The 14,050-nt window shown below is 61.6% G+C and carries 15 protein-coding genes; 5 read left to right on the forward strand and 10 right to left on the reverse strand.

Translation table 11 applies throughout. The annotated features are described in order from the left end of the window. Positions 1 to 265: 265 nt before the first annotated feature. Complete coding sequence (locus LO787_RS23380) at positions 266 to 1,111, reverse strand: transglutaminase-like domain-containing protein (RefSeq protein ID WP_232493356.1); 846 nt, start codon at positions 1,109 to 1,111, stop codon at positions 266 to 268. 290 nt (positions 1,112 to 1,401) lie between these two features. Between LO787_RS23380 and LO787_RS23385 the strand changes: the two genes are divergently transcribed. Together LO787_RS23385 and LO787_RS23390 are read left to right on the forward strand one after the other, a co-directional pair. Next, positions 1,402 to 1,620 carry a glycine zipper domain-containing protein gene (locus tag LO787_RS23385; RefSeq protein ID WP_232493357.1) on the forward strand — a complete coding sequence of 73 codons (219 nt, stop codon included), beginning with the start codon at positions 1,402 to 1,404 and terminating at the stop codon, positions 1,618 to 1,620. Between the two features lie 271 nt (positions 1,621 to 1,891). Next, entirely contained in the window at positions 1,892 to 2,071 is a 180-nt protein-coding gene (locus LO787_RS23390; protein ID WP_103097243.1) for a hypothetical protein, read from the forward strand. A gap of 62 nt (positions 2,072 to 2,133) precedes the next feature. On the opposite strand, the gene LO787_RS23395 is transcribed toward LO787_RS23390, so the two are convergent. From LO787_RS23395 to katE, 8 genes are all read right to left on the reverse strand, one after another. Beyond that, positions 2,134 to 2,970 carry a glycosyltransferase family 2 protein gene (locus LO787_RS23395; RefSeq protein WP_232493358.1) on the reverse strand — a complete coding sequence of 279 codons (837 nt, stop codon included), beginning with the start codon at positions 2,968 to 2,970 and terminating at the stop codon, positions 2,134 to 2,136. Further along, positions 2,967 to 3,554 carry an SAM-dependent methyltransferase gene (locus LO787_RS23400; protein ID WP_232493359.1) on the reverse strand — a complete coding sequence of 196 codons (588 nt, stop codon included), beginning with the start codon at positions 3,552 to 3,554 and terminating at the stop codon, positions 2,967 to 2,969. Before LO787_RS23400 ends, LO787_RS23395 begins: the two co-directional genes overlap by 4 nt. Next, complete coding sequence (locus LO787_RS23405; protein ID WP_232493360.1) at positions 3,551 to 4,252, reverse strand: PIG-L deacetylase family protein; 702 nt, start codon at positions 4,250 to 4,252, stop codon at positions 3,551 to 3,553. Before LO787_RS23405 ends, LO787_RS23400 begins: the two co-directional genes overlap by 4 nt. After that, the gene (locus tag LO787_RS23410) at positions 4,225 to 5,355 is read right to left on the reverse strand and encodes an acyl-CoA dehydrogenase family protein (protein WP_103097254.1); all 1,131 of its coding nucleotides are present in this window, start codon (positions 5,353 to 5,355) and stop codon (positions 4,225 to 4,227) included. The genes LO787_RS23405 and LO787_RS23410 overlap by 28 nt, the downstream gene beginning before the upstream one ends. Next, positions 5,352 to 6,395 carry a glycosyltransferase gene (locus LO787_RS23415; RefSeq protein WP_232493361.1) on the reverse strand — a complete coding sequence of 348 codons (1,044 nt, stop codon included), beginning with the start codon at positions 6,393 to 6,395 and terminating at the stop codon, positions 5,352 to 5,354. Before LO787_RS23415 ends, LO787_RS23410 begins: the two co-directional genes overlap by 4 nt. Continuing rightward, positions 6,392 to 7,348: a glycosyltransferase family 2 protein gene (locus LO787_RS23420; protein ID WP_103097260.1), complete on the reverse strand. Its 957-nt coding sequence runs from the start codon at positions 7,346 to 7,348 to the stop codon at positions 6,392 to 6,394. The genes LO787_RS23415 and LO787_RS23420 overlap by 4 nt, the downstream gene beginning before the upstream one ends. Beyond that, on the reverse strand, positions 7,341 to 8,438 hold the full coding sequence (locus LO787_RS23425) for a glycosyltransferase (RefSeq protein ID WP_103097292.1): 1,098 nt from the start codon (positions 8,436 to 8,438) through the stop codon (positions 7,341 to 7,343). The genes LO787_RS23420 and LO787_RS23425 overlap by 8 nt, the downstream gene beginning before the upstream one ends. A 76-nt stretch (positions 8,439 to 8,514) precedes the next feature. Continuing rightward, positions 8,515 to 10,743 carry a catalase gene (gene katE, locus LO787_RS23430; RefSeq protein WP_232493363.1) on the reverse strand — a complete coding sequence of 743 codons (2,229 nt, stop codon included), beginning with the start codon at positions 10,741 to 10,743 and terminating at the stop codon, positions 8,515 to 8,517. Between the two features lie 190 nt (positions 10,744 to 10,933). Between katE and LO787_RS23435 the strand changes: the two genes are divergently transcribed. Beyond that, a complete protein-coding gene (locus tag LO787_RS23435) occupies positions 10,934 to 11,668 on the forward strand; it encodes a Crp/Fnr family transcriptional regulator (RefSeq protein ID WP_232493364.1) in 735 nt (244 codons plus the stop codon). Here LO787_RS23435 and LO787_RS26210 read toward each other — a convergent pair. Beyond that, positions 11,662 to 11,892 carry a hypothetical protein gene (locus LO787_RS26210; RefSeq protein ID WP_338045400.1) on the reverse strand — a complete coding sequence of 77 codons (231 nt, stop codon included), beginning with the start codon at positions 11,890 to 11,892 and terminating at the stop codon, positions 11,662 to 11,664. The two genes, LO787_RS23435 and LO787_RS26210, sit on opposite strands and share 7 nt — an antisense overlap. Here LO787_RS26210 and LO787_RS23445 point away from each other — a divergent pair. Together LO787_RS23445 and LO787_RS23450 are read left to right on the forward strand one after the other, a co-directional pair. Continuing rightward, positions 11,891 to 13,099: a PAS domain-containing protein gene (locus tag LO787_RS23445; protein WP_232493366.1), complete on the forward strand. Its 1,209-nt coding sequence runs from the start codon at positions 11,891 to 11,893 to the stop codon at positions 13,097 to 13,099. The genes LO787_RS26210 and LO787_RS23445 overlap by 2 nt on opposite strands. 11 nt (positions 13,100 to 13,110) lie before the next feature. Further along, positions 13,111 to 13,545: a response regulator gene (locus LO787_RS23450; protein WP_232493367.1), complete on the forward strand. Its 435-nt coding sequence runs from the start codon at positions 13,111 to 13,113 to the stop codon at positions 13,543 to 13,545. The last annotated feature ends 505 nt before the right edge of the window (positions 13,546 to 14,050 follow it).

Consider the following 14,050-nt stretch of genomic DNA (forward strand, 5'->3'; position numbering starts at 1 on the left):
CTACCGGGTCGCGGCCCATGTCTCAAAAGCCTGGCCCGGCGACACCAGCCTCGTGATCGAGACCGCCGAGCCGCGCCCGATGATGCGGGGGTTCCCGAGGCATGCCACCAGCAAGCGGACGGTCCCCCCCTGCACGATGGCCCCGCAGTGCACAAACCTGCGGGAACGGGGAGCCTTTCGCATCAGTGGCGTAGGCCCGGACAAAAATGGCAGCGGGCGTTTAGCGGCCGATAAAGTGAAGGCTGTTCCAGGCCGTTCCCAACGTTCATGCCGCGAGCGCCAGAGATCCGGCTGGGCGGGCATCCTGTGACGTCTCTTCGGTGATCACCTCGAAGCTGACCAGACGCATCTCGCCAAACGCAGTCGAAAGGGCCGTATCGGCAGCGTCGCGACCGCAGGCCATCAGGATGCGGCCGATGCGGGGTGTTCGGTGACGCGCATCGAAGCTAAACCAGTCTCCATCAAGATAAACTTCGAACCACGCGTGAAAATCCATCGCTGCAGGCAAAGGCGGCACGCCGATGTCGCCAAGATAACCGCTGCAGTAGCGTGCTGGAATATTCAGGCAGCGGCATAGCGCCACCGCGAGATGCGCGAAGTCGCGGCAAACCCCGACCCCTTCGTTGTACGCCTCCCATGCGGTCCGCGTTGCGCGCGCATGCTGATACCCGTAATCCAGATGGCCATGAACGAAGTCGACGACCGCCTGAACCCGCTGCCAACCGGGCTCTATATGACCAAACTTTTCCCAGGCAATCTCGCTGAGCAGATCCGTCTCGCAATACCGTGAGGCGAGAAGAAATACCAGCGCATCGCTGGGAAGATCCGCAATGTCATGCTGCCGCGCCATGGGGACTTGCCGATCAGGCACGCCATCATCCTCGATGATGAAGTCGCAACTGATCTGTGTTTGACCCACAGGAAGGGTCATGCGCGTACAGACATTGTCAAACCCGTCGCGATATTCGACCGCCGTCAATTGACGATCCGTGACGATCTCATGCTTCGACTTCAGATCGCACATTCGTTCAGGTCGAACACTAGTCATCAGTACCAGAGGCGTCTCTCGACAAGTCTCAACAACGATCTTGTAGCCTGCCTGGATCAGCATCTTGACCTCAACGACCTTTCATCCGCGGTAATTCGAGCTTGCCTTGGTTACTGAAGAAAGCCCAACCCTGGAATTTGGTTGCACAGCGTGCCGCTTTGGCGCCGGAGACAGATGCGTAGTGACGAGACGTCCGCCAGCCGTGACCGGGCCGAGAGTGCCTTTTGGTGGTTGCGACACAATGGCGCGCACCAGTCCGTCAAGGCAAAGCGTGCCAAGGAAACCAGCCCCGCATTCCTGGGAACAATCATAAACACCGAACGCTGCTGCCTCGCCTAACAGGAGGAAAACCCATGAATATCAAAGTCGCCTCGGTACTATCCCTTCTCGTGGTACTCGCCTCCGGGACATCGGCATGTTCACGCGGCGCAACCCGTGGCGGATTGATTGGCGGCGCCGGCGGCGCGGTCGTGGGCAGTGCCACCGGTCTTGGCACGACGGAAGGCGCCGTCGTTGGCGGTACGGCAGGCGCAATTATCGGCGACAAGGACAAGCATCGTCATCACCACTGATAGCTTGCCCATCATAGTCTTCCAGACACCTTTTTTGCGGGAGGCCGGCGTACCAGGGACGCCGGCCTCTTAATTTGCGGCGCGTACGATTGCGCTGCTATGCGCGCCATCCAAACGATATGCCCGTAGCCAGCCTGTCCTGCGATCGGCTTTATAAAGCGGCGTACCGTTGTGACGTGGCGAAACAAGGTCCTCGCTGGGAACCAATCCAGCCCGGCGGGCGCTCCAAGGATACAACGGGCCACATTGAGCCCTCAGCCAGGAGACAATCATGAGCATCGAAGGCAAAGCCAAGGAAGCGGCCGGCTACGTCAAGGAAGAGCTGAACGAACACGCCAAGTCGCCCGAGAGCCAGAAGAAGGCTCAGGAGGGCCGCGATCTGCGCAACGAAGGACGGCTGGAAGATGGCAAGCCGCCGATTATCTCCGAGCCGGGCGCTGGCAAGAAGTGAAACATCATACCCCCGCTCAGGCGGGGGTATTTTTTGCTTCGGGCTCGCACCGCAACGACCTTTCAGTCGACCATTGCAGCCTGAATCTCTTCCCCGGTGGGCGCTCGCTTGATCGCCAGCAGTTTCTCGTCCCACTCGATCAGGCCCGCCTTGGCGAAGGCGCTCAGCCATCCATACATCGGCCATACTCCCCATTTCTCGTAAAAGACCTGCGCATTGCGCACGATGTCGTGGAAGTGCTGGAGTGGCGGGTCGAAACCGGGATGGTGCTGGTGAAACGCGCCCGGCCCACCCATGAACAGTAGCGGCAATCCGGCCCTCTCAGCACCGAAACCAAAATCGGTATCTTCCGCACCGTAGCCTGTGAAGCGTTGGTCGAACCCACCAAGGGCGTCGAAACGCGAACGGCGTATTCCGAAGACCAGCGACCAGAAAAGGCCAGGGTTATCGACCTGCCGTAACCCGGACACCGGAAAATCACGAACGGGATGGCCACGGGCATGAACCAAGAGGTCCGCCTCCTCCCAGTTCGAGCGTGCGTCGTCCGGACCAAGATATCGAACCTCGGCACAGATCAGCGCGTCTTGCTGACTTAGCGTCCGGGTCATCGCGCCAACAAGACCGCGCATCGCGATGCAATCGACATCAAGAAAGAGCAGGTGGTCACCGGTTGCCACCGCGGCGGCAGCGTTTCGCGCCGCCGCGAGAGGTAGCCCACCTGTGGAGAGGCGGATGAGTTTGTTCGCAAAGGGCAGATCGTCGATGCCGACCGGAGGCGAACTGTTCATGTCCACGATGATGAGCTCGTCCGGATAATGATCGCTGCGCCGGAGACCTTCGATCAATTGCGCGAGGTGCCCGGCCCGGTTCCGCACGATCGTCAGAACGCTGATGCTCATCTCGTCTTGCGCCATAGATCGAGGCGATAGTGCATGCGTCGCTCGGCTATCGATACCGACACTTGTTTACCCACGATTGCATGGAGCTTGTTCACGACCTCATCTCCGTTTTGCGGATAGTCGGTCTCTCCAGTCCAGTGAACGAGGAGCAGGTCGCCCCCGGGCACGAGATGTTCCTGCAACCAGACGCCGGTCTGCGCAAGGTCGTCATCGTCCCAGTAATAGGCGACCTCGGACAGGACTATGAGATCGAAGTCGCGGTCGGGCGCCTGCGCGGGGAAGCGCATGTTGGCAAAGCCGACATGGTCAAGGTCGGCACAGCGCCGACGGGCAGCTCGCAAAGCGGTGCCGCTTACGTCGAGGGAGAACAGTGACGCTACCTTGCCTGCAAGACTTCGGGTCAGCACGCCCTTGGCGCAGCCGACCTCCAGGCCGGCAGCATAACGGCGTGCCCCCAGCGCCTCGATCGAGTGCCTGTACTTGGCCTGCTCATACGCGCTGGTCTCCAGGTCCCACGGATCGGGCGTTCCCAGGAACATCGCTTCGAAATATTCGGGCGGCATGCTGGCTGCGTGTCGGGTCATCTGCCCGTCCTTACAAAAAGGATGTCGCGCGCTGCCATGCGCTGCTCATCGGCAGGGAGCCGGAAGCCTGGGCCGTACGAAAGTGTCAACTGGCTGCGGTGCGCGCGCAGGGCCCTTCGGCGTTTCCCGATCGGCATCGACCTTGTCCGGAGGGGCGTGAATGCCTTTACCGGCAGATGCGGAGCCCAGACGCAGTACTCCGCCACCCGGATCGGCCGTTTGGCGCAGCGAGCGACCGCATAGGCTAGGTGCGCAGCTGCCGCGTGATCGCAATGCGGTTCATGATGGGCGGTCACGGCAATCGCATCGACGCGCCGCCGCCGGCACAAGGCAGCCATCTGCGACACGCTCTTTTGAAACTCCATACTCTGCGGCGTTTCCGGTCGCGCATCGCGCCAACCAAGACAGACAGGAGCATACCGCCGACAACCGGTGAGGTAGAAAAGAGACAAGCCCGCTTCCCGCAGCCGCACACCGGCAAGCTTGCGAACGCCGCCATCCGTATGCGGATGAGAGCCGGAACCGTCAGTCAGATAGACTACCCCGGCCAGGCGCGATCCCGCGGCGGTCTGGGCAATGAGTGCCCCCGTTCCCAAGGTTTCATCATCCGGGTGCGGCGCCAGTACCAGCCACCGCGTTGCGCGCCACGGCGCCTGATCGAGCCTTTGCGCTACCACAACGCATCCTCGCTTCCCCATGCATCATGGTCGAGCCAGGCGAGCGCCGCCTGGTCGCGCGCGTAATCGGGTCCGGCCTGTCGCAGATAGAGGGAAAGGTCGCGAATGATCTTGTCGATACGCTGGCCGTCCATGGCGCTACGCGTGCCAATGATGCGCGTAGCAAGCTCCATGACGTCGAGGCCCGCACGCTCGACGACACCGCGCGTGAGCCGCGCGAATGCGGGTCCATCGCGATCCTGCGCAGCGGCTCGAGCGGCACATTCGCGGACCCATAGATAGGCGGTACGGGCAGCGACGACGCAATCTGCAAACTTCGCGCGCTGAAGCGGATCGCCACGCGCCTGATCGGACATTGCGTCTCGCGTCTCGCTAAGCAGCGCCTCGATGCCTCCCAGTTGAACTGCGGCAAACCGCCAGGCGCCGGTGGTAAACCAGGGATCTAGGTCGTAATCGCCTGGCGCGCCAAGAAGGTCGGCCGGGGATACCCGCAAATCGGTGAGGTCGTAGATCCCGCTGTTGCTTGCGCGCATTCCGCGCATGCGCCACTGCGAAAGATTGGCGCGCTGCGCATCATCGGCTGCGACGATCACAAGTTGGCGACTGCCTGTCCGGGGCATAGCGGTGACTATCGCATGCGAAAGTCCGCCCGCGCCGCTCGCAAAGCTCTTCGCGCCTTCTAGTTTCATGCTGCCATCGGTCCGGCCGATAAGCTTGACCCCTGGCGGGGGCTCGGTTGCCCAGACGCCGTAGAACGCGCCAGCCGACAGGGCATGGGAGAGCTGGGATATCTGATCGGGCGATCCGTACCATTCAAGGAGGGCCAGCGCATTAACATGACCTTCGAACAAGCGCCCGACACTAAGGTCAGCGCGGCCAATGATACGAAGGACATCCATGAGCGAACCGTAACGATCCAGGGAATCTTTGAAGATCGTCCCACCTGCTTGCGGACTGGCAAAATCGCGATGAAGCCCGGCTCCTGCCAGCATGCGCATGCTTTCCAGAGGAAACACCGGTGCCGCGTCGTAGCGGACGCCAAGCTCGATCAGTTTATCCGCCAGGGCCGATGCCCGCACCCTTGGCGTTTCCTGCTCGCGCTGAGAAGTGGATAAGCGGCTCACGCCTGGAGTTCTCCGCGTTCGAGCAACAGGTCTGCGTGCCGTTCAAGCCATTCAGCGACTTTGGAAGCGGCGTGAGGATCGTAGAGTCCGCGCCGAGGCGCCGCCGGGCGGGCGACGGCATCCTCCAGGAGACGTGGCCAGCACAACCCTGCAGGCCATTCAGGCACGACAATCGCGGCGCCGAGAGCCTTCAACCCCCGGCCTGACGCTTCCTGCTCCCCGAAAGGTCTCTCTTGCGGGATGCAGATGAAGGGTTTGTCTGCCGCCATGACCGCGCCTACCAGCCCATCTCCTGCAGACCCGACAACGATCGCGGCGTGAGCGATTTCGACCTCCGGGCGCGACACCCATCCGCACATCTCGAGATTGGCGGGGCAATCGCGAGCAGGCGTTGCAGGGCCGATCACCCGCCAGCGCCATTGCGGGCAGGCCCGCGCGGCGTCGGCGATAAGATCACCGTCGCCCGGCTCGCCTCCTTGTCCCATGACAACGAGGATGCGGTTGGCGTGCGCTTGCGCGCGGACGGGCGGCGCTGTCACTCCGGGCACATACAACGTCTTTTCCCGGACCCAGTCGGGTATGGTGGGCACCTCGAACGCGGGATGGAAGGGCGCAAGAATAGCCGACGCGCCCCTGAATGCGTCAAGGTGCGCAGGATCGGAGCGCTCACCGCCAAGACGGACGTAAACGGTCGGGACAGAGGCCAATCGGGCGATCATCGCTACCTCGACGGAGACGTCAACCACCAGAAGGCTCGGCTCAGCCTCCGCAATCCAGTTCGTTATCTTCGCAGCGCGCAGCCGCACACCTTCATGGAAGAGGGGCGCGTAGTGAAGAGCGTCGGGACGCGAGACCGCCTGGTCGATGCCATCGAAGCGGCCGGATGGCGGGCGGTCGTCGGGCAGATCGATGTCACCGTCCTTCATGCCCGTTCCAAGCAGAACGATCGGCCGTGAAGCCTTCGCCCGTATCGCCTCGGCACGGTGCAGATGCCCGGCACCGTGGTGATGGACGTAATAGCCGATCGGTCGGCGGCTCATGGCCGGATGTCCAGGATCATATCGCTGGGCATTGGCGGCAGAAGCTGCTCTTCCCGCGCGATCCTCATTTGTCCTCCCGGCCTTGCTCTCAAGCGTCTGCGCCAAAGCGCCCGTTCACGCCAGTGTCCGAAATCTGGCATGCTTAACGGCTTGCCCGATGCCGCCAGATCGAACATCTCCTGCATGGCCTGCGCCATACCGCCTTCGGCTCTTCCGTCGCGGCGCGAAGAGACAAACGTGAACACGTCCGCCGGATGCGCCAGGCGACCGCCGCAGGCTGTCGCGGCGGCAACCAGGGCACGATCTTCGCCTGAGCGCAACAAGGGGACCCCGCCGCACCGGGCATAGAGCCCGCCGCGCAAAGCCAGCGACGCGCCCGTGTGATCGCCGTGACGCGGCGCTGGATTCCAAGGGAGGGGATCCAGAGCGTCCTCGATCTCCCGTACAGCTTCCCAGTAGGCATCGTGCGCTTTCTTGAGCGCGACGACCTCGTGCGGCATCTCCTCGCGGGAATCTATGACGATGCGGCCACCGACAATATCAGCGCCGCGCGCGAAGCCACCGATCGTGGCGTGGAGCCATTGCGGCGGTGGGCGCGTATCCGCGTCGGTGCTCACAAGGATACCGTCTTCCCGGCCGCTCAACAAAGCGAGCCCCGTATTCATGGCGAGGCGTCGGGCGGAACCGGCGTGAGCGAGATCCGGCGGAAACGTGGCATTCTTGATGTGAATGCGAAGGCGACCTCGATAATTCGATCGCGCGTTTTCAGCAATCTCGCCGCTCTTGTCCGTCGTGTTGTTGAGCGCGATTACCACCTCGATCTGCCCACCCAGTGATTGCGCGGCCAGCGCTTCCAGCAACGTCGGCAAGCGTGCAGCTTCATCCCGGGCAGGAACGCACACGACAAGATCCACGGCTTCAGGCGCTTTCAGGAGGTTTGCATCTTCAGGCATGGAGCAATGGCGCTACTGCAGCTTCTTCGGCCGCGTCATTCGCGGCAATTCGCCGCAGATACAGCGCTTCGTAGCTATCAATCATACGGCGCGCATCGCAGGTCTGTTCGGCGCGCCGGCGGCAATCCTCGCGTTTGAGCGAGAGCGCGGCCTGCGCTGCCTGAGCAAGCGAGCGGACATCGTCCGGGACCGCCAGGACCCCGCAGGTTTCGTCGAGAATTTCCGGGATGGCGCCGCGTGCGAAGGCCGCGACAGGCACACCGCACGCCAATGATTCCGCGACAACCAGACCGTAAGGTTCGTCCCACATCGGCGTGCACAGGAAAGCGCGTGCACCTCCTACCAGCCTCGCGAGCGCACCATGATCGAGATGACCGACATGCACTGCATTGCGGCCAAGATGCGGTTTTATCCGCGCCTCGAAATAGGCCTGGTCCAGGACCGGGCCTGCGATATGCAAAGGCAAGCCGATCATCCTTGCGGCCTCTATCGCAAAGTGCAGACCCTTTTCCGGCACTATGCGCCCGTACCAGACGAGATAGGGCGTCGGGTCGGGCTCCGGGCTGAACGCAAATCCATCAAGGTCGATACCGTTGAGAATGATTTGGTCGGTTCGCGCCACGTGATCCCACAGATCTGCCACCGAGCGCGAGACGGCGGCGAAGCTGTGACTGGCCGCAGTGCAGAGGCGCACGCCGCTCTCGAGCCAACAGAACGGCGGTGTGTGTAGGGTCGTGACCATCGGCATGGGAAGGGTCTCGGCCATGGACACTGGCAGGTAGTGCAGCGAGTTGTTGTGGACCACATCGAACGGCCGGTGCCGCAGGTTTTTCATCAGCGTCAGATAGGCATGATGCTCCTTGAAAAACGCCACGTCCTGGGCCTCGGCAGTTCCGACCTCGGCCAGGGCCGTGGCGTCGCAGACCGCCTCAAGACCCAATGAGACATCCGATCGCGCCGAGGCAAAGACCGTTACATCATGTCCCCTCCCGCGCAGCGCGCGGGCGAGCAGATGGGTGTGCATCTCAAGACCTCCCGCGAAGGGTTCGCGGATCGGATACTTGAGATGAGAGATTATGGCGATGCGCAGTCGCCTGGAGCTGTGAGGGGCAGCCGGGAGGGGCATGACGCCCTCTCCCGGGCAGGCGTCGTCACTGCCGGCAGGGTCAGGCTGCAGACTGTGCATCCAGGTCCACCTCCAGCTCGCGCGGCCAGTGGCGCAAGGTGCGGCATGCCTCCAGGAAGGCAGTCGCGTCCCTGGCACTCGTCAGAGGGAGACAGGCTTCGTCGAGATCGTCGGCGATTCCGGCCTTGGCGAACAGCGGCTGCGCTTCGGCGGAGAAACCGATGAACTTGCAGTGCGCGAAGGCATCAGTGACGAAATCCTTCGCCGGCGCATCGTTGGCCAGAAGCGCGGCGCCCTCCGCGGAAACCACGAGGGCCACCGCATCGTACAGTACCGAGGGACCGCCATCGATCTTCTGCTTGGCAGCCACAGTCTTGCCGTCGGAAAGCGTCACGCCTGCGATCTTGGGTGCGATGACCTCATAGACGGCACCTTCCTTCTCGATCGCCTTCACAAGAGCGGCAAAGAGCTTGGCGTCGGCACCGTCGGTGAGCAGGATCCCGAGTTTGCGCCCCTTGAACGTGGCAGGGCCGTTCCGGACGATGCTCAGTTTCTCCGAAGGCGGCAAATCGGTAATGGGCGCGCGTGCTGCCCGCGCCCGATCAGGCAGCGCCATCCCTAGCCCGTCGGCAACCGTGGCCGCCAGACCTTCGTCGACATTGAGGAGATGGGAAAGCGTCCTCGAGCGAATGTCGGGGCGCTCGACCTTGGAGAGCTCGAACACCAGCGCATCGCCGATATGCTTTTGCTCTATCGGGGTCTGCGAAACGAAGAACTGCCGTGCCTGGCTGTAGTGATCGGCAAAGGTTTCCGAACGGATACGCTGCTTGGGGCCATCGGCGACCTCCTCGAAAGTTGTGAAGCCACGAGCCGGATCTTCGCGGGGACCGCCATCGGTCGGCCCCCAGCTGTTGGGCTCGTAGTTCGCCCGTCCCTTGGGGTTGCGCATCGCCATGTGCCCGTCCTGCTGGAAATGATGCATCGGGCACTTGGGGGCGTTGATCGGAATATGGGTGAAGTTGGGGCCGCCCAGACGCTTGATCTGGGTGTCGAGATACGAGAAGTTGCGGCCCTGGAGTAGCGGATCGTTCGAGAAGTCGATGCCGGGCGGCACGTTCTGCGTGCAGAAGGCAACCTGCTCGGTCTCCGCGAAGAAATTGTCGACCACCCGGTCGAGCACCAGGCGGCCCACCACCCGCACCGGCACGAGTTCTTCTGGGATGAGTTTGGTGGCATCGAGGACGTCGAAGTCGAAGCTTTCAGCGAAAGCATCGTCAAACAGCTGCACGCCCAGCTCCCACTCGGGATAATCGCCCGAATTGATCGCATCCCACAAGTCGCGGCGATGGAAGTCCGGATCGGCGCCGTTGATCTTGACAGCCTCATTCCACAGAACGGACTGCAGCCCCTGTTTCGGCTTCCAGTGGAACTTGACGAAGGTCGATCGGCCTTGTGCGTCAAGCAGGCGGAAGGTGTGGACCCCGAAGCCTTCCATAGTACGGAAGGAGCGAGGAATGGCACGGTCCGACATGGCCCACATGATCATGTGGAAGCTTTCGGGCGTCAGACTGATAAAGTCCCAGAAATTGTCATGCGCGGTCTGTGCCTGGGGGAAGGCGCGATCCGGCTCCGGCTTTGCTGCATGGATGAGGTCGGGGAACTTCATCGCATCCTGGATGAAGAAGACCGGGATATTGTTGCCGACAAGATCCCAGTTACCTTCCTGGGTATAGAGCTTGACGGCAAAGCCGCGCACATCGCGGGCCAGATCCACCGAACCCTTGGATCCGGCAACCGTCGAAAAGCGTACGAAGGCCGGGGTCTTTTCGCCGACCCGCTGAAACACATCTGCACGCGTGACGTCGGCAAGGCTGTCGGTCAGCTCGAAATAGCCGTGGGCGGCATAGCCGCGCGCATGGACCACGCGCTCGGGGATACGCTCGTGGTCGAAATGGAACATCTTCTCGCGAAAATGAAAATCCTCCAGCAAGGTCGGCCCCCGCGCGCCCTGCTTGAGACTGTTCTGGTTGTCCGAAACCGGAACCCCTTGCTGTGTGGTCATTACCGCGACATCGCCACCCGCGCTTTGCCGGGTTTCGCCGCCCGGACCCTGAGGTTCTTCATACGCAAAGGAGATTTTTGCGTCGGCCGGGATCGGCTCGGCCTTCTGTGGCGATTCCCCTGCCATATCGGCACCTGCCAGGTCGGCCTGGGTGCGGGGGGCACGCCGGGAAGAGGATGACGGCGATCGGGAGGGGGTCTTGGCCATGGTCATTCCTTATGGATTGATTTGCCCACCCAACCCGGGAGCTTGTTGCGGGTTGCCGCTTAAAATCGGAAATTAACTTGGGTCAAAACGATTTGTCGGCTGCGGCTGGAAACGGATTTGGAGAGCTGTCCGTTAGGGATCGAGCGTGCGAAAGCGCACTGCCTCGACAACCGAATTGAAAAAGGTCTCAATGTTCACGGATCGCTTTCTCAGGTTCAAGCGCGGCATGAGTCTCGACGCCAACGAACGCCTCCTGCTTGAGACATCCATTGACGAGGTGCGCACCGTTGATGCGCGCAGGATCGTCATTCGCTCAAGGACGAGGCTTCAGGAAAGCACACTTCTGGTCGAAGGTTTCATGTCGCGTTATATCGATGACAGAAACGGAATGCGTCAGCTTGTCGCCATTCACGTACCGGGTGATTTCGTCGATCTGCATGCCTATCCGCTGCAAACTCTCGACCATGATGTGGCGACCATGACATCCGCGACGATCGCGATCGTGCGCCACGAAGCGCTTGACGCGATCATCCATGAGCAGCCGCAAATGAGCCGCAAATTTTGGTTCTCGACGCTCATCGATGCTGCGATCCATCGTGCCTGGCTGTTTCGGCTCGGACGGCTCGACGCTGTCGGCAGGATCGCGCACTTCCTTTGCGAAACCAATGCCCGGCTTTTTTCGGCGGGGCTGAGCGATGGCCGCCGGTTTGCTCTTCCACTGACTCAGACCGACCTCGCTGAAATCTGCGGCCTTACCAATGTTCACGTCAATCGCGTCATGCGCCAGCTACGTGAAGCGAAGGTGTGCGTGTTTCGCTCGTCCCTTGTCGAGATTCTTGATATCGAACAGCTCGTCAAGCTGGGGCAGTTCGACCCCGATTACCTCTACCTCGAAGACCCGGATCCCGTCCTTCCCTCTCACTGAGAGCGTTCAGCATGACCCAAGCGCCAAACCCCCCGCAGCCGCATGACGACCCCGGTATCGCCAGCGCAGAAGATGGCGTAGTGATCCTCGATGGGCCCAATGGCCTGGCGGTCACCATGACGGCTCAGGCCGCAGCCAGGACCGGCCAAAGCCTGATTGAGGCAGCCGACCTGGCCGAGAAACAGGTTCGCGATCAAAGCGCATAAATTTCCCGAATTTTTCATGCCCTGCTCCATCACGGATTGGATCGGGCCAGCGAGGAACCAACGCGGGCTGGCCCTGTTCTTCCAAGTGCGCGATGTCCTTTGGTATTCGCCGGAGGAACTTGTGAAGCAGAGCGACGACTGGCACCTGACGGATATTCTCGATTACGAGCATGGCCGTGGTGATCCGTTTGCAGCAGCCGTGCGCGCCACCCGCATGCCGATGGTCATCACTGATCCGGCGCAGGACGATAACCCTATCGTTTTTTGTAATGTCGCGTTTCAGACGCTGACGGGCTATTCACGCGCAGAGATTATCGGGAGAAACTGCCGGTTTCTGCAGGGGCCCGACAGCGACGCCGGGGCGGTAGCCAAGGTCCGCGAAGCGATCGATGCGGGACACGATGTCGATGTCGATATTCTCAACTATCGCAAGGACGGCTCGACGTTCTGGAATGCCTTGTATCTCTCCCCGGTCCGCGATCAGGGGGGCGCGATCCGCTTCTTCTTTGCCTCGCAGATGGACGTCACCGAGCGTGTCGAGGCGCAGAAGATCATCAGTGACCAGAAGCATTTGGTAGAGCAGGAGGTGGAGCGGCGCACCGCCGACTTGCGCCGTGCGTTGGAGGCGAAAACGATCCTGCTGCATGAGGTCGATCACCGGGTCAAAAACAACCTGACGATGATCGGCTCGTTACTGCGTCTTCAGGTTCGAACGATTGACGACCCTGTTGTCGCCAGCAGGCTTGGCTCCATGCTGGAACGCGTGGATGCGCTGGCCACCGTGCATCGTCAACTCTACCAGTCTCACGACATTACCCTTTTCGATCTCGGAACATTTGCACAGAGCCTTGCGATCGATGTCGTCGGCGCAAGCGGGCGGGACGACATTCGCCTTCGTATCGATGCGCAACCGCTTCTTGTCGACGCGGCCAATGCCTCCGCGCTCGGTCTCATCTTGAACGAAATCCTGACCAACGCCATCAAGCATGGATTTGCTGATGGTCGGGGCGGTTGCCTCACGCTGTCGGTCGAGCGTGAAGATGGTCGAGGGCTGATCCGGATTTGCGACGATGGACCGGGCCTGCCGGCCGCGAAGCGCACCAGGAGCATCGGGACTGCGCTGATCGCGAGGCTCGCCAGCCAGGCCAATGCTGAGGCCGAATGGACCGGCAACAATCCCGGCACCTGCGTCACCATAACCTTTCCGCGTAGTGAGACGACATAATGACCCTTGTGATGAATATCCTGATTGTCGAAGACGAGCTTCTTCTCGCCATGGACATCGAGGCTATAGTGGAGGACAGCGGCCACAAGGTCGTTGGCGAGGCCGCAAGCCTGAAGGACGTTCAGGATCTGCCCGATGCGACCAACCCGCATCTTGCATTTGTCGATGTTCATCTTGCGAACGGTTCCAGCGGACTTGATGTCTGCCGGCTTATCCAGGAAAGATGGCCCGATGCATTGGTGATTTTCGTCACCGCGAATGTCGCCAGGATCCCCGATGATTTTTCCGGCGCGCATGGTGTTATCGCCAAGCCCTTCTCTCATGCGGGGATGACGCACGCGATCCACTATCTGGCCAACGGCGTGTTTGATCCTCCTCCTCATGTCCAGAAGCCGGCAAGTCTTACTTGTTCGCACCATCTTGAGCAGCGCTGGGCCCTCGCCTGATATCGCGCACGTGCCGTGCCGTACCAAGAAGCCGATTTGCCCAAACGGGCAGGCGCGGCATGTCGATAGCAATTCGCCTGAAAAGGGCAGCACGCGTGTGTTCCCGAATTTCATCGCGGATAAGGGAAGCGCTACCCTCTCCCCCTTGTCCGAAATCGCAGTGGTGCCGGGCCTGCCTGCCGCCGCAGTTCTTGTGATGTCCGGGCCCTCGACAGCGCGCGAGACACGGCAATGGAACTTCGCGGCTGTACCGGCTCTTCCTTGTTGAAAGGAGATCGACATGGAACACACCACTTCTGGGGGGCCCGAAGCGGCCCGCCCGGACGACAAGCATGAATTGCCGGGGTCGACTGGGCGCGTCGATGCCCACGATGCCAACGAACTCGACCTCAGGCACGGCCGCGCCGGCGCCGAGGCCAAGCCGTTTTCGCCTGTACGCCGGGGAGCCGCGAAAGCAGATCCGTCGCCGCAGAACAAAGGGTTGGTCTCCGAGCGGCGTACGGCT

This window comes from Novosphingobium kaempferiae, from assembly GCF_021227995.1.
Taxonomy (GTDB): Bacteria; Pseudomonadota; Alphaproteobacteria; order Sphingomonadales; family Sphingomonadaceae; genus Novosphingobium; species Novosphingobium kaempferiae.